At 38.9% G+C, this 15,586-nt stretch carries 13 protein-coding genes and 1 riboswitch; of the genes, 6 read left to right on the forward strand and 7 right to left on the reverse strand.

Annotated elements, in window-relative coordinates:
- Positions 1-898 precede the first annotated feature (898 nt).
- Both KG732_RS11500 and KG732_RS11505 read left to right on the forward strand, forming a co-directional pair.
- A complete protein-coding gene (locus KG732_RS11500; RefSeq protein ID WP_213523824.1) occupies positions 899-1,429 on the forward strand; it encodes a hypothetical protein in 531 nt (176 codons plus the stop codon).
- A 190-nt stretch (positions 1,430-1,619) separates the two neighbouring features.
- Entirely contained in the window at positions 1,620-2,561 is a 942-nt protein-coding gene (locus KG732_RS11505; protein ID WP_292889255.1) for an alpha/beta hydrolase-fold protein, read from the forward strand.
- A gap of 551 nt (positions 2,562-3,112) precedes the next feature.
- On the opposite strand, the gene KG732_RS11510 is transcribed toward KG732_RS11505, so the two are convergent.
- On the reverse strand, positions 3,113-3,508 hold the full coding sequence (locus tag KG732_RS11510) for an HIT domain-containing protein (RefSeq protein ID WP_213524146.1): 396 nt from the start codon (positions 3,506-3,508) through the stop codon (positions 3,113-3,115).
- A complete protein-coding gene (greA, locus tag KG732_RS11515) occupies positions 3,502-3,984 on the reverse strand; it encodes a transcription elongation factor GreA (protein ID WP_213523826.1) in 483 nt (160 codons plus the stop codon). The genes KG732_RS11510 and greA overlap by 7 nt, the downstream gene beginning before the upstream one ends.
- Before the next feature lie 229 nt (positions 3,985-4,213).
- On the opposite strand from greA, the gene KG732_RS11520 reads away from it, so the two are divergent.
- Complete coding sequence (locus KG732_RS11520) at positions 4,214-4,648, forward strand: hypothetical protein (protein WP_213523828.1); 435 nt, start codon at positions 4,214-4,216, stop codon at positions 4,646-4,648.
- A 155-nt stretch (positions 4,649-4,803) separates the two neighbouring features.
- Here the strand turns inward: KG732_RS11520 and KG732_RS11525 are convergent, their stop codons facing one another.
- The 3 genes from KG732_RS11525 to dinD form a co-directional block, all read right to left on the reverse strand.
- A complete protein-coding gene (locus KG732_RS11525) occupies positions 4,804-7,011 on the reverse strand; it encodes a TonB-dependent receptor (RefSeq protein ID WP_213523848.1) in 2,208 nt (735 codons plus the stop codon).
- 132 nt (positions 7,012-7,143) lie between these two features.
- Positions 7,144-7,256, reverse strand: a riboswitch (TPP riboswitch).
- A gap of 304 nt (positions 7,257-7,560) precedes the next feature.
- Positions 7,561-8,802 (reverse strand): M28 family peptidase, encoded by a 1,242-nt coding sequence (locus KG732_RS11530; RefSeq protein WP_213523850.1) that lies wholly within the window; start codon positions 8,800-8,802, stop codon positions 7,561-7,563.
- Between the two features lie 17 nt (positions 8,803-8,819).
- Complete coding sequence (gene dinD, locus KG732_RS11535; RefSeq protein WP_213523852.1) at positions 8,820-9,656, reverse strand: DNA damage-inducible protein D; 837 nt, start codon at positions 9,654-9,656, stop codon at positions 8,820-8,822.
- 67 nt (positions 9,657-9,723) lie between these two features.
- Between dinD and KG732_RS11540 the strand changes: the two genes are divergently transcribed.
- A complete protein-coding gene (locus KG732_RS11540) occupies positions 9,724-10,806 on the forward strand; it encodes a PD40 domain-containing protein (protein WP_213523854.1) in 1,083 nt (360 codons plus the stop codon).
- 79 nt (positions 10,807-10,885) lie between these two features.
- Here the strand turns inward: KG732_RS11540 and metG are convergent, their stop codons facing one another.
- Positions 10,886-12,958, reverse strand: coding sequence for a methionine--tRNA ligase (gene metG / locus KG732_RS11545; RefSeq protein ID WP_213523861.1), 2,073 nt, complete (start codon positions 12,956-12,958; stop codon positions 10,886-10,888).
- Positions 12,959-13,124: 166 nt separating this feature from the next.
- Here metG and KG732_RS11550 point away from each other — a divergent pair, with 166 nt between their 5' ends.
- Entirely contained in the window at positions 13,125-14,051 is a 927-nt protein-coding gene (locus KG732_RS11550; RefSeq protein ID WP_213523864.1) for an LD-carboxypeptidase, read from the forward strand.
- Complete coding sequence (locus KG732_RS11555; RefSeq protein WP_213523866.1) at positions 14,051-14,416, forward strand: YraN family protein; 366 nt, start codon at positions 14,051-14,053, stop codon at positions 14,414-14,416. The genes KG732_RS11550 and KG732_RS11555 overlap by 1 nt, the downstream gene beginning before the upstream one ends.
- Before the next feature lie 49 nt (positions 14,417-14,465).
- Here KG732_RS11555 and KG732_RS11560 read toward each other — a convergent pair whose 3' ends face one another.
- Positions 14,466-15,545, reverse strand: coding sequence for an endonuclease/exonuclease/phosphatase family protein (locus KG732_RS11560; RefSeq protein ID WP_213523868.1), 1,080 nt, complete (start codon positions 15,543-15,545; stop codon positions 14,466-14,468).
- Between the last annotated feature and the right edge of the window lie 41 nt (positions 15,546-15,586).

Raw genomic sequence — 15,586 nt, forward strand, 5'->3', positions numbered from 1 at the left:
CTTTTAATAATGTAATTGTTATGTTATGGTTATGGTTATAAGTGTAGCTGACCTAAATGAGGTCATCTACAGTTAACAGTAAGGAAAATGTACCTAATGTGGTGAGCAAGCAATAACAGGAGCTGCGCTATTTTGAACCCTAAAACTATCAACCAAAGCTGCGTGCACTCTGACAGTTGACTCGTTTAATCAACTCCCGCGTTTATGAAAAATCATTCTAGCGCCACACGTTAACATTGCTACAAGCCACAACAATACCGACAAAAACGTGCTGCTCCACTTCCGCTAACACCAATTTTAAGCACCTAGTGATTGATTCCTTTTAACGAGTAATCGAAAGATTGCCCAGCTCAAAAAACCTAATTGAACAGATGTGGTGTCCTGCATATCGCTTTCGCGAAAGCGGCATCTTTACAGCTTTAACAACCAACTAGTTAAAGAGCTACAAAATGAGGTGACGATTTAAATCTTATCTTTTTAATAAAATATAGTGTAGGAATTACCTTTCTTTAATGCTGATTAATCAAAGTCTTCGTTTATGAAAGGCAGCTGTGACCTGTTGTGCATCGCAACAATAAAATTATCTGGAATATACAAAATACCCACAGTGTTTATCCTCGCATTATAAATTTTGAAATCAATAAAATCCAGTAACTCCAAGAATCGGCAGCTCCTTTTGGTAATCCCTATCATTCTTAGTCAACATACGGCTTGTTAGGTTTAAAAACCGGTGCTGGTGCAACCGTTTTATTTAAGCGTTTCCTTTGGTCCACATCATCTCTATCCCTTTTAATAGGAAAAAAGTTATCATTTTCCTGTAGCTTGCCCATAAAAAGAAAAACTGCTTATTACTGTTTTTTTTAGACTATAGAAAGTAATTTATAATAAAAATAGTGGTGTGAAGAATTCTAAATCAAAAAATAACCCTCTTGAAAAAAGAGTGGAGTACCGAGGTGAAAACATTCGAGCATCAAGAACTGGAGGGGTCTCTGCTACTGCAACATCATCAGGCGATGGATATGCCGTTACGGTGAATACCAAGCACGGTGTGCGCTTTCACAAACGTTTGTTCCATGGAGTACGTGCGGGTTTTCAAAGAGGTAATTTTCAATTCATAGGCAGGTACCGCAGGGGTCCTTTTAATTTTAATGTATCTAAAAGGGGTGCCAGCTCCTCTATTAAGCACGCGCACGGCTCTTTCAATATTATAAAACCAAATTACTCCAGTTTTAAATTAGCAGGTGTTCAGTTAAGAGGTAAGAATGCAATCCTATTACATGTCGCTTACTTAATTGTTATTATAAGTATTAATAGTGTTCACCTACTTTGGCAAATAGGCCGATATTTGCTTTGGTTGGTTTTTTTAACCACTAAATGGTTTTTTGATTTCTTGATTGGATGCTACAATGGAATGAAAAATAAAGATTAGGGCTTCTGTGAAGAGCAGCAGTGATCAGAGAAACAACCTATAGGGCCTTCACCATATTCCTCATAAGAACCTCTATTATAAAATCCATTTCTTGCATTTCTTATTTCAATGGTATAATTTGAACTTTAAATAGTACCCCGAACTTATTAGGGGCTAAATTAGATAACAATCCCTAGCACCAATTGTCTATATGAAACATCAAAAGAATATAAAGATGCTACTGCTTTTTACACTTCTCGCTCTCAACATGAAGAGCGCCGCACAAGAATCACTTCCCAAAGTTATAAGTGGAACGATTGAAAGAATGCAAAATTTTCAATCGGCCTATGTCACATCACGACATATTGACATTTGGTTACCCGATGGATATTCAGACGCAACAAAATATCCTGTTGTATATATGAATGACGGACAAATGCTATATGACCCAGAACAATCTTGGAATAAGCAATCATGGGACATAGATGATGTTGCTTCTCATTTATTTCAAAACAAGCGCATCAAGAAATTCATTGTCGTTGGTATATGGCATGGAGGGGAGACGCGTCATTCTGATTATTTTCCGCAAAAACCATTCGAGAACTTGTCTACAGTAGAAAAGGACACCATCAACTCACAATTAAAAAGTGCGGGAAGAATAAAAGAAAATTTTAAACCTCAATCAGACAATTACCTAAAATTTATTGTTCACGAATTGAAACCTATTATTGATAAAAAGTATTCCGTTGATACCGAAAGAGAAAATACCTATATTATGGGGAGTAGTATGGGAGGACTGATTTCAGCATATGCAATTTGTGAATACCCCGAAATTTTTGGTGCTGCTGCTTGTTTATCGACCCATTGGGTAGGTACCTTTACCTTGGAGAACAATCCAATACCCGACGAATTCCTTAACTATTTGACCCACCATCTGCCAGATCCCAAAACGCACAAAATGTATTTTGATTGTGGTGATCAAACCTTAGATGCCTTATACCCTGAGATTCAAAAAAAGGCAGACCGCATCATGCTGCTTAAAGGCTATAATCAAAACACCTGGGTTACCAAGTATTTTCCTGGTGAAAACCACAGTGAAGCTGCGTGGAAAAAACGTTTAACTATTCCTTTGGAATTCCTATTTAACAAATAACCCCTGATCACAAAGAACAACAGTAACAACAGCTTTCTTCATTAATGAAAGTCTTCATTACTCCCGGATCTTGAATTCTGTTATAAGACTATAGCGCCTATTTTATGTATTTACCGCTCGTGATTTAGGCAAATACCTATTGTTGCTATTAAGTTTTTATAAGTATGTGGAAGCCAGTTGACCTGCAGGAATAACTTACTTAATTGATGTGATCTATTATTTAAGGGAGTATCACACTACAGAAGCTGATATCAGAAGTTGTACTACATTACCTATATCAGAACCATAAAATAAATTTATTATGTAGACTCTTTATAGGTATGCACAGCCACAAAATGGTTGAACATGCATTCTGCAATAAACAATAATTAAAAGGCCGCGAAAGGGCTTTAAATAAAGAGTTAGATCAATCTGAAGAAATTATTGAATTAAACCTAGGTGTTTTCCCACTTAAAAAATCACAGCGACGGGCATAGTGTCCTCTTATCGGTCAATAAAGCTTCTGGTGTGCGATCTAAAAAGAGCATATTGCTTTATACCGTAAGGCCCAACTAGCTATCAAACCTCGCTTTTACCCGGTCTGCTATATCTTGCATGGCTTCTTTACTAAGCTCGACTTTATTGATAAAACGCATATCTTCCATATCGCGTAAGGGAATCAAATGCACATGAACATGAGGTACCTCGAGACCTATCACTGACATCCCTATACGCTCACAAGGAACTTCTTCCCTTAGTGAGAGTGCTACTTCTCTAGAAAAATCCATCAAGTCAAAATAGGTTTCACTGTCCAGGTCAAAAATCTTGTTCACTTCCTTTTTAGGCACACAAAGCGTATGCCCAGGAGCGTTGGGGTTGATATCTAAAAAAGCTATAAAGTCTTCATTTTCGGCTACTTTAAAACTAGGTATTTCTCCTGTGATAATTTTTGTAAAAATACTCATGATGAACTTCTTGAAATTTCTATAATTTCTAATTTGATGGTTCCAACAGGAACAACAGCCTCAGCCACATCCCCTACCTCTTTACCTAACAACGCTTTCCCAATAGGTGATTCTACAGAGATGTGTCCTTTGGTAACATCTGCCTCACTTTGGGCTACCAGCTTGTAGTTCATGGTCATTTTATTGCCCAAATTCTTGATCTTAACCGTACTATGAATGAGCACCTTGGAAAGATCTAGCGTATTTTCATCTACGATACGAGCATTAGAAACAATCGCATCTAGCTTAGATATGCGCATTTCTAGCATCCCTTGTGCTTCTTTTGCTGCATCATATTCGGCATTTTCACTTAAATCTCCTTTGTCACGTGCCTCACCAATAGCCTGCGATGCCAATGGACGCTCCACATCTTTAAGATGCTTTAACTCGTCCTTTAACTTCTTTAATCCCGCCTCTGTATAATATGATATGTTACTCATGTTTTTTTATTTAATTGTAATTGTTTGCATTTCACTTGCCATTTTCCTAAAGAATTTGAAATTACTATTGAACTTGAAAAGGCAAGAAAAAGGTAACTTCACCCGCCTCATTACTCCTATCTTGGCTCGTGATTACAAAAAACAAAATCCCTTCATTGCTGCGGGATTATCAAACAAATATAATAAATATCAATCAGTTCGTTATACTTTTGCACCTTATTGATTTATTATGAAAATACGCAAAGCTTACCTTCTCGCTATTTTATTTGTTGTTTTCGCTTGTAGCAGCGATGACGGCCGTAATAACAATCCGTTTTTGGTAGATATAGGCTTTCAAATAGACCTCAATACCAACTTACCCCAATATGGAAACCTCAATTTTCCTGGAAATTCGGTAATTGTTCCTAATGCAGGCTTACGTGGCTTTGTAATCTACAACTTAGACAATTCCCAGTATTTTGTTTACGAATTAAGCGATCCTAATCATTCCCCTAACGACTGTTCTCGTATGACTGTAAGTGGTATCGAAGCCACTTGTCCTTGCAATGACGACCAGAATAAGTACAACATCATCACCGGGCAACCTATTCAAGGTGACGGCTTGTATGGGTTAAAAGCATATCGAGCTCAAAGAAACGGAGCCATTATTAGGGTTACCAATTAGGGTTGAAAAATAATCACTCCATTTTGCTTCACATAATAGCATCAAAGAAGGCAGTTTGATAAGCTGCGTTACACCCTGCTCTAAAAAACTGCCTACTAACATTCAATTGCATCGCCTAGAAATCCTTCCGGCTATTTCTTGTGTCCTACTTTCTACTAAAATGACAAGGTAACTCCTGCCAAAAATTTAATTCCGGCTTGAGGGTAAAACCCAGCACCTTCTACAGTAGCAATGTTTCCAGGGTTGGTAAAGTCATCATCAAATGTGAAATAGTAACCGTTGGATACAAATTTCTGATCAAATAGGTTATTTATTAATCCAGTAAAAACCACTGAGTCAAATATAGATGTAGGCCTTATAGTATATACTAGATTTAAATCATTTAAGAAATAGCTGGACAACTTGGAAGCTTGTGCTTCTGTATTGCTCATGAATTGCTCTCCAACAAACTTACTTAACAATGAAAGTTGCAAGTTTTTTAATGGCTGATACACCACAGCATTTGCAGCGACTAGATTAGGGGAAAAGGCAATAGCTGTAGTCCCTAAGTTTTGTAACTCTCCGTCAAAAGATCGTACAGTTTCTGTATTTTTATTCCTGCTTATCGCAAGGTTAGGTTGTAAAGTAAGTTGACTAGTTACCGGCACCACTGCTTCTATCTCGAGTCCTAAACGGTAACTTTCCCCGCTGTTTGTTCTTAATGGAGCTCCTACATCATTGAGCTCACCGCTTAACACCAACTGCTCGTTGTACCACATCAAATAAGTATTTACATTCCAAGAGAAGTTTCCTTTTTTGTGACGCCACCCTAGCTCAAAGTCATTGAGTTGCTCTGGCCTTACGTTAGGGTCACTTTCAAAATCATTCCTATTTGGCTCTCTGTTTGCTCTGGCATAGGATAAATAAAGATCATTATTATCGTTATACTCATAAGTGACTCCAGCCTTAGGATTAAAAAACGTATAGTTTTCGTCCACTAAAAATTCGGTGAGGTTAGAATTAATACCCGAGGTTTCATAATTGACATTTCGCACTTGTAGATCTCCATAAAGCTGGAATCTATCATTCCATTTGTAGGTCGCCTTAGAAAATACAGACAGGTCATTCTTCTTCCCATTACCATCATAATAACGGTCTCTGATGTTACTTTGACTAGCAAAACGCGCCCAAATAACCTCCCCAAAATGATCTCCATCATAGTGGCTGAGAGAAGTTCCAAAAATCAAATCGATCTTGTTATTCTTATAATTAGCACTTGCATTGATCACGTAATAATCATTATCCAGCCATCTGCGACGTATAAGGTCAGTGGTAGTTACCGTTTGCCCGTCGACCACTAGAGGGTCAAAACCGTAAGTAGAGAACTCATCATCTTCTCTAAATTGCTCAAAGAAGCCACGCCCATAGGTATAATTCAACCCTACATTGGTAGACCAATTGTTATTATAACGTTCATTCCAGTGCAATTGGTAGTGATCTTGTCGGTAGTCATCGACTTCATTGTCATAAAATTGTTGGTTGCCATTTTCATCTTCATAGGCTCCAGCTGGGTTAAAGGTTCGGTCCTCTCTTAGTGTGGCGGCATCTATACCAAACCAAGATTGGTAAGTCACATTATTACCACCGAAGGTAACTGCTTTGATCAATGTATTATCGTCTACATACGAACCTTGTAAAAAGTAAGATTTTAAACTTGTAGCAGCGCGGTCGATATAACCATCTGATTCGATGTTAGATAACCTGCCAGCGATCTCAATACCCCTACTGCGCTCGGTATCCGCCCCTATTAGTCCTGTAGAAAACTTCACGGTATGCTTTCTACTATTAAAGCTGCCAAAAGAGTTAGAAATTTCTCCACTTGCCTCTTGAGAAAAACCATCAGTCAGTATGTTAATGCTCGCGCCAAAAGCAGCACTACCATTGGTACTAGTCCCCACTCCACGTTGTACTTGTAGGTTTTCTACAGAAGAGGAAAAGTCTCCTAAATTGACCCAAAATGTTCCTAAGGATTCTGCATCTGTATACGGGATTCCGTTAATGGTAACATTAGTAGATGGTGAGCTTACCCCACGTATTCTCAAACCTGTGTAACCTATTCCTGCACCGGCATCACTTGTAGTGACTACAGATGGTAAGAAATTAAGCAACATAGGAATGTCTTGACCTAAGTTGCGTTTTGCAATTTCTTCCTTAGAAAGATTGCTGTGTGTAATGGGTGATTTTGCATCCACTCGTACGGCTTTGACCAGCACTTCGTCTAGCTTTTCGGCGGTTGTGGAATCTTTGACTTGTGTGTTTTGCGCTATTGCGAGACTGGTTGTTGCCAGTGCAGCTGCAATTAAAACGCGACGTAAATGTTTCATATGAACTTGTTTAAGTTCAAATAAAAGGGGCATTTATTCGGTTTGGATTAAAATAAAAATGTTGAAGGATTCTCTTGAAATAAATAATTGAGAAGTAGGCTTTCGCGAAAGCGAAATTATAGCACACCAATCAACTAACTTAAATCTTTTCCCTTAGCGACATTACTCGCTCAGGTTCCTTGGGTATTATCTCAGCCTTTTAACTACATTATTCATGCAATTAAAAAGCACCCCTTGAGATTGGCGGCAAATGTACGAATGAATTTGAATTTGAACTCGAATTTGAACTTGAAAAGCATGAATTAAATTAGAAAAATAAATTTGAATCTGAATTCACTTCCTTTAACCTTTACAGCAGCTCTTTAATTTTCCTCTTCCAAAAAAGAAGTCCTTAATAAAAGCTTGCTTTCTTGTATCATACGAGTGAACGAAAGCAATGCATCATGCCTGCCCTGCACTGAGCTTGTCGAAGTGAGGACAATGGGGCGTGCGTCTGTGTAAAAGCAACCCTTCTTTCCTCAAAAAATCACCGACTCACCGACTCAAAGACTAAAACTCCATCTGCTTCTCCACCAATGTGCCATCTCGGTCCACAACGACTTTAGTCTTGTCTCCATTATCAAAAGTAGCGAGTGTACGCATGTAGCTCATCATATCCACTATAATGCTATCGCCTAGTTTTACTACTATATCTCCTTTCATCAATCCTGCTTTTTGAGCTGGTTTTTCTTCACTTATTCCGTCGATGCGCATTCCTTTTCCCGTAAATAAATAATCTGGAACGACCCCTAGACCTACCTTGAAGCGAGGTACTTCTTCGCTTTCGTTTTTTGTTTTCCTAAAAGCCAGTTTTCCTGCGTTATCCGTCTCTCCTATTATTCTAAGAATGTAGTCAGAGAGTTGCTCCATACCCGCATAATTCAATTTCTCAGCATCATCACCTGGTTTGTGGTAATCTTCATGTTGTCCCGTGAATAAATGCAATACTGGGATATCGTTCAAGTAAAATGAGGTATGATCACTAGGGCCTACACCGCTTTTATTGATGGCCAGTTTAAAATCTTTATTTACGGCATTCACTATTTGGTTCCATCGTGGCGAGGTTCCTGTTCCATAAATGGCAAGGGTATTTTCATCATTCAATCGACCTACCATATCCATATTGATCATATAACTCATCGAGTCTAATGCAATCGTTGAGTTTTTAGTAAAATAATTAGAACCTAACAACCCCATCTCTTCACCAGAAAATGCCATAAAAAGGTAGTTATTTCCCTTTTTGTCACTGGTTTTCAATTTATAGGCCAGGTCCAGCATTACGGCAACACCACTCGCATTATCGTCAGCACCATTGTGAATAGCCTCTCCTTCGCGGTATAAAGAACCTTCACCGCCCATTCCTAGATGGTCGTAATGTGCTCCTATAACAACAGTTTGTGCAGCGCCATGATCAAGGTAACCTATCACGTTAGTTCCAGTTAAGAACGCATCTCCTTTCTCGTCGGTAAAAGCAGCTTCTTGGTGTGGATCACTAGATGGCTTAAAAGAAAAGGTTTGAAAATAAGTCCCTTCATTTCCTTTAGGCTCTAGGCCAGATTCTTTCATGCGCTTTGCGATATAATCTGCCGCCAGTAATTCATAAGAGGTTCCCGTTTCACGTCCTTGTAAACTATCAGAGGCGAGGTAAAGCACATCGGCTTTCATGTTTCCTTTAATGGGTTCTAGACTTTTTTTATCTGTCTTGCACGACATTAAAAAAGTAAGGGCTAAAAAAAGTATCGTGATTCTCATATTTCGTAGTTGAGCTGTTATTTTAGTTTGTCTGGGTTCCTTGTGATCTTCCTCTCGTCACTTTTTAGTTTTCTATCAACTTTGTTTACATCTTCTTCTGGAGGCAAATTTTCAGGTACAATTCCTCTAGAAAGCAATGTATTTCGGACAGAAGTATTATTAGTAATATGCTCTTTTGAAATCTCACCTTCTGATTTCATTTGATTTTCCTTTGCATTAAAAATAGTAATTTCGGTTGCAAAGTCTTTTGCTTTAAGTAAAATAGCAGGCATAAAATCAGCAAGTGGTTTCGATTTTATTTGCCATTTCTGTTTCATTTGTTGGGTTGACCTGCCAAAAAGCGCCTGATCACCTTTACTTCTTATAAGTGCAAAATTTTGATTGCCGCCAGTCTGATCAGAAATGACCTGAGACAATTCCTTTTCTGTTTGTTTGAGTTTTTCTCTTGCCTGCACACGTTCAAATTCCAGCATTCTTTGCTCTATTAACTCCGCTTTTCTAGTTTGAACTGCAAAATATCTTTGAGCAAAAGAGATTTTTTCTTTCCTGGAATCTCCATTTTGAGCGATAAGGTAACAGGCAAAGCGAGTCAACATGATATCAGGGATTTCTTTCTCAGTATTTGACCCTATAACGACCATTTTCCCGACGTCGGCAAAATGGTCTAAAACATCTTCACCAGATAATTCACAAGCTGTTTTAGCTTTAGAAATAACACTTTGAAAGTTATCCCATTTCGAGTAATCTAATAAATGCTGTAAATCTCTCGCAAGCCAAAACTCAATGCCTTCTTCCGTAGTATGAGAATTAGTTTCAAAGTTATTTGTAAGGGATTTTATGATATCAGATTTCATGATATAAAGATACGATTTACACGAACATAAAGTATATCCCTTATTTTTGCCCAAAATTACATCATCCATGAGAAAGTTCTTATTCCTTATTTCCATCGCCTCCCTTATCAGTTGTAAAGACGAGGCAACTCGTCAGGACACCGCTGTAAATGCAAATCCACTTATCATGGAAGGTGAAAAGCATTTTAAAAACATATATCAAGTCACTTTTGGTGGTGATAATGCTGAGGCCTATTGGAGCTTTGATGACAAGCAGCTCATCTTTCAAAGCAACTATGCAGATTGGGACGTTAATTGTGATCAAATGTTCTTGATGAATAACGGAGACAGCTTTCGCGAAAGCGTACCGAAAATGGTCTCTACCGGCAAAGGAAGAACCACTTGTGCGTATTTCTTGCCTGATAATCAACACATCATTTATGCCAGCACACATCTTGAAATGGAGGAGTGTCCAGATACGCCACTAAAGGAAAATGGTAAATATGTATGGCCTATTTATGATAGCTACGACATTTTTGTAGCCGATCTAGAAGGGAATATCACGGCGCAACTGACCAATGAAAAAGGCTATGATGCCGAGCCTACCGTTTCTCCTCAAGGTGACAAAATTGTCTTTACCAGCGATCGCAGCGGGGATTTAGAACTGTATACGATGAATATAGATGGCAGCGATGTCAAGCAAATCACCTTTGAATTGGGTTATGATGGTGGTGCCTTTTTCTCCCCAGATGGAACGCAATTGATCTTCCGTTCTTCACGACCTAAAACCGAAGCCGAAATTAAAGAATACCAAGATTTACTGAAAACAGGATTGGTGCAACCTACAGAAATGGAATTGTACATTTGTAATGCCGACGGATCTGAGTTGCGTCAGTTAACTCAACTGGGAAATGCCAACTGGTCTCCCTTCTTTTTACCAGATGGAAAACGCGTCTTATTCTCTTCTAACTTTGAAGCAGAGCGAGGTTTTCCTTTCAACTTATACCTGATCAATACCGATGGAACTGGTCTGGAACGCATCACACATGGCGACACTTTTGACGCTTTCCCCGTTTTTTCTAACAATGGAAAATACTTAGCTTTTTCTTCTAACCGCAATAATGGCGGTGGACGAGACACGAATTTGTTTATTGCAGAGTGGCAGGATTAAGCCAGTATGCAGTCAGATTATAGTCGCAGTCGCAGCTTTTCCTAAGGGCAGACTTAAGTCTGCTCTTAGGAAAATACAATTAAGCAATAGTCGACCCGTTCACCACCGCATCGTCTGGATTTACAAAAACCAATTTTCCCTCTGGATCCTCAGCAAGTAAGATCATTCCTTGAGACTCTACACCACGTAGTTTTCTAGGAGCTAAATTTGCAAGAACAGTTACTTTACGACCTACTAATTCTTCGGCAGTGTAATGTTTTGCGATTCCTGACACTATGGTTCTTTTATCGATTCCTGTATCTACCGTCATGACCATTAACTTATCTGTTTTAGGCATTTTTTCGGCAGTAAGAATTTCTCCTACTCGCAAGTCCATTTTCATGAAATCTTCGTAATTAGTTTCTTCTTTTTGTGGCATAAGATCTGATATTGTTGCTGCATTTGCAGCTTTTGTAGCTTCTAGTTGATCGAGTTGCGCTTGGATTTGCTCGTCTTCTATTTTAGAAAAAAGCAATTCTGATGCGTTGATTTTATGTCCTGATGGAAGTAGTGGCTCTGAACTGGCAACGCGATCCCAACCAGCAGATTCGGCATCAAGTGCGGAATAGCCGAGAATTTTTTTAAGTTTATTGCTGGTATGTGGTAAAAACGGCTCGCTTAAAATAGCCAATGCTGTAGTGAGTTGTAAACATACATACATGATGTTTTGCACTTGCTCTGGATTGGTTTTTATGAGTTTCCAAGGTTCTAAACCTTCCTCAGCAATGTATTTGTTTCCTATACTGGATAAATTCATCAAGTCTTGAAGCGCCTCTCTAAAACGGAACCGATCCAAACTGTCTCCTATAGATTGAGGAAAGCTCTTGATTTGATCCAATACTTTTTGATCACGCTCGGTAAGTTCCATAGTTTCTGGAACAACGCCTTCATAATACTTATTAGTCAGTACAATCACTCGGTTTACAAAGTTCCCAAGATTGGCAACCAACTCATTGTTATTTCGTGCTTGAAAATCTTTCCAAGTAAAGTTATTGTCTTTAGTCTCTGGCGCATTTGCTGTTAACACATAACGCAATACATCTTGCTGATCTGGAAAATCTTGTAAATACTCATGCAACCATACGGCCCAATTTCTAGACGTAGAAATCTTATCATCTTCTAGATTCAGAAATTCGTTTGCAGGAACATTTTCTGGCAAAATATACTCCCCATGTGCTTTTAACATCGCAGGGAAAATGATACAGTGAAAAACAATATTGTCTTTTCCTATAAAATGCAGCAGGGAGGTGTCCTCATTCTTCCAGTAATCTTCCCAATTTTTTCCTTCTCGTGCGGCCCATTCCTTAGTGGCACTTATGTACCCAATAGGTGCATCAAACCACACGTAAAGTACTTTAGCATCAGCTCCTTCTACGGGTACGGGAATTCCCCAATCCAGATCACGAGTTACTGCACGTGGATGCAACCCATCGGTGATCCAGCTTTTTACCTGACCCAATACGTTTGTTTTCCAGTCTTTTGCATGTCCTTCAACAATCCACTCGTTCAACCACTCGCTGTATTGATCCAGAGGTAAAAACCAGTGTTTGGTTTCTTTTAATACTGGGGTATTTCCTGTGATCGCACTTTTAGGGTCGATCAAATCAGTACCATTATGAGAAGTTCCACATTTCTCACATTGATCTCCGTAAGACTCTGTATTGCCACATTTAGGACAAGTTCCTACTACAAAACGATCTGCTAGAAACTGGTCTGCTTCTGGATCGTATAATTGCTCGGTCACTTGCTCGATAAATTTACCTTCCTTGTACAACTTAGTAAAAAAAGCGCTGGCCGTTTCATGATGTATAGGTGCGCTGGTGCGGCTGTAGTTATCAAAAGAGATACCAAATTCTCTAAAGGAATCACCGATGATTTTATGATAGCGATTCACCAATTCTTGCGGAGTAATCCCTTCCTTTTTAGCTTTAATCGTAATAGGAACCCCATGCTCATCACTACCGCAAATAAAAGCCACATCGCTTCCCTTCATGCGCTGGTAACGCGCAAAAATATCGGCTGGAACATAGACTCCAGCAAGGTGACCTATATGAACAGGTCCATTGGTATAAGGCAATGCTGCTGTAATCGTAAAACGTTTTTGATCGCTCATGAAATTCTTTTGAAAGTTGCAAATTTACGGTTTCTAGCTCACGTTTTACCGCCTTTTTATATAGGTTATGCTTGAAATTTTTCGACTTTCGATAAAGTGAGATCACTGCACAACTCATTGTTTTTTAGATCAACTGCCGTATTTTTAAACAAAATCCAAGGACACATTGAATTATTCACCCATTTCTCCACTTAAGATCGGCGATCACGTCAGAATACTTGCAACCGCAAGAGGCGCCAATGAAAGCGAATTGCAACTGGCAAAAAGTTTACTGGAATCTTGGGGCTTACAAGTGAGTTTTGGAACAACTATAGGTAAAAAAGAGCATCAATTTGGTGGAACAAAAGAAGAGCGCTTAGCAGATTTTCAACAAGCGATTGACGATCCAGAAATTAAAGCGATTTGGATTGCTCGTGGTGGTTATGGCACCATCCAATTGATAGATGCTATTGATTTTTCCGCTTTTACTTCGGCACGTTCGGCAGGCAGTGCGGAAGCCGAACCAACCACCATCATAGGCTATTCAGATGTGACGTTGTTGCACGGCAAATTGCAATCTTTGGGCTTTTCTAGCGTACACAGTTTTATGCCGCTAGAATTAAAAAACAAACCAGTATCAAGTGTGGAAAGCTTGAGAAAAACGCTTTTTGGCGAAAGCCAAATCCTCTCTATACAAAATACTTTTTCCTTAACTAGTCAGGTAATCAATGCGCCAGTAGTGGGTGGAAACCTTTCCATAGTATACAGCATGCTAGGCAGCGATACCTTTCCAGAAACAGAAGGTCATATCCTATTTATAGAAGAGATCGATGAGTACCTCTACCATATAGAACGCATGATGTACTCGCTTAAAAGAGCCGGGAAACTTAAAGGTTTAAAGGCCTTGCTTGTAGGTGGAATGACGGATATAAAGGACCATGAAATAGCCTTTGGCAAAAATGCCGAAGAAATTATGTTATCCCTCACGGCAGACGGCGATTATCCGGTGATTTTTAATTTTCCCGCTGGTCATATTAAAGACCATAGAACACTACAATTAGGTAAAAAAATGCACATAGAGATCACTACAGATATGATAAACTTCACTCCATAATGGCAGAGCATAATGACTTGGGAGACATAGGTGAAGAATTAGCTGCCTTGCATTTATTGAAAAACGGTTATGAGATATTGACGCGCAACTATGTGTTCCAAAAAGGCGAGATCGATATTATTGCACGTAAGAAAGATGTGATTATAATTGTAGAAGTAAAAACCAGATCTACCCCTGACTTTGGTGATCCTCAAGATTTTTTAAAGCCTGGACAAATTCAAAGGCTGGTGGCTACCGCAAATCATTTTGTAGAAAATTTTGTAGAAGAGGAGGATGTATACGTGCGCTTTGATATCGTTGCAATTATTAAAAATAAAGCCGGTACAAAGCTGGAGCATATTGAAGATGCTTTTTATCATTTTTAAAGAAGGTCGCCTGCGGTCTTACAGTTATTGAACTATGAGCTGAACGGTATCAATTAGATGAAGGAACCTTCACCTCTTCGGTTTCTTTGATTTCTTTTACTAAATATACATACACTGGAAAGTGATCGCTAAAACCTCCTGTAAAACCACCATCTGCAAAGCTGCGTAATGGGTATCCTTTGTACCTGCCAGTTTTGCTGGTCATAAAACTTGGATTGTATATGTTTGCTTGATAGTAACGGAACCCTTCTTGATTTGCTTCATTTAATAATGCATAGGTCAACATGATCTGATCAAAGATATTTCCTGCATCCCTGTAAGCTAGCGTATTGAATCCATCCTTTAACATTTGAATGTAGGGATTGTAAATCATTTGAGGCCGTACGTCCTCTCTGTTCTTTTGTGCATTAAGGGTTACCAAAACACTCTTGTTAATAGGATCATCATTTAAATCTCCCATGATAATGATCTTAGACATCGCATCCATACTGTGTAAAGAATCGATCACTCTTTTGTTTAAAGCTGCTGCCGCAACTCGATTAGGACGGCTTTTTTGTTCACCGCCTCGTCTTGATGGCCAGTGATTTACAATCAAACTCATCTTATCTCCATCTAGCGCTCCAGTTACTACTAACTGATCACGCGTATAAATGCGATTACCGCTACTTTTATCATAAATAATTAGCTCTTTGCTCTCGCTATTCCATACTTTAAAATCGCTTTTCTTATACAAAAGTCCGGTGTCGATGCCACGGCGGTCTGGAGAATTATAATGTTCAATCCCATAATCAAACTCGATAAGTAGGGGATGATTAACCAAGTCTTCCAGTACTTTTCTGTTTTCAAATTCACAAACTCCTATTAGAGATGGAGCCGATTGTGACTTATCAGCACCTATTTTGCGTATCACTCGTGCCATAGACGTCAACTTCATCTGGTATACCTCTGCTCTGTTTGCTTCAGTCATTTCCATGATAGGGCTGGCTTCATCATTGATGCTAGGGTCATCCTCTACATCAAAAAGGTTCTCTAAGTTGTAAAAGGCAACCGTCTTCACTTTGTATTGTTTTGTTGTTAAAATAGGTTGCGCTAGTGCCGCTTTCGCGAAAGCGAAAACACACAGATACATGAGAAATATACTTTTATACACCGCCAAAAATAAAAATTACA

The organism is Nonlabens sp. (assembly GCF_018401815.1).
In the GTDB taxonomy this organism is placed as follows: domain Bacteria; phylum Bacteroidota; class Bacteroidia; order Flavobacteriales; family Flavobacteriaceae; genus Nonlabens.

Bases quoted from the DNA above. Each gene is read 5' to 3' on its own strand.
- KG732_RS11505 (WP_292889255.1), top strand. From the start codon at position 1,620: ATGAAACATCAAAAGAATATAAAGATGCTACTGCTTTTTACACTTCTC.
- greA (WP_213523826.1), bottom strand. From the start codon at position 3,984: ATGAGTAACATATCATATTATACAGAGGCGGGATTAAAGAAGTTAAAG.
- KG732_RS11520 (WP_213523828.1), top strand. From the start codon at position 4,214: ATGAAAATACGCAAAGCTTACCTTCTCGCTATTTTATTTGTTGTTTTC.
- KG732_RS11525 (WP_213523848.1), bottom strand. From the start codon at position 7,011: ATGAAACATTTACGTCGCGTTTTAATTGCAGCTGCACTGGCAACAACC.
- KG732_RS11530 (WP_213523850.1), bottom strand. From the start codon at position 8,802: ATGAGAATCACGATACTTTTTTTAGCCCTTACTTTTTTAATGTCGTGC.
- dinD (WP_213523852.1), bottom strand. From the start codon at position 9,656: ATGAAATCTGATATCATAAAATCCCTTACAAATAACTTTGAAACTAAT.
- KG732_RS11540 (WP_213523854.1), top strand. From the start codon at position 9,724: ATGAGAAAGTTCTTATTCCTTATTTCCATCGCCTCCCTTATCAGTTGT.
- metG (WP_213523861.1), bottom strand. From the start codon at position 12,958: ATGAGCGATCAAAAACGTTTTACGATTACAGCAGCATTGCCTTATACC.
- KG732_RS11555 (WP_213523866.1), top strand. From the start codon at position 14,051: ATGGCAGAGCATAATGACTTGGGAGACATAGGTGAAGAATTAGCTGCC.
- KG732_RS11560 (WP_213523868.1), bottom strand. From the start codon at position 15,545: ATGTATCTGTGTGTTTTCGCTTTCGCGAAAGCGGCACTAGCGCAACCT.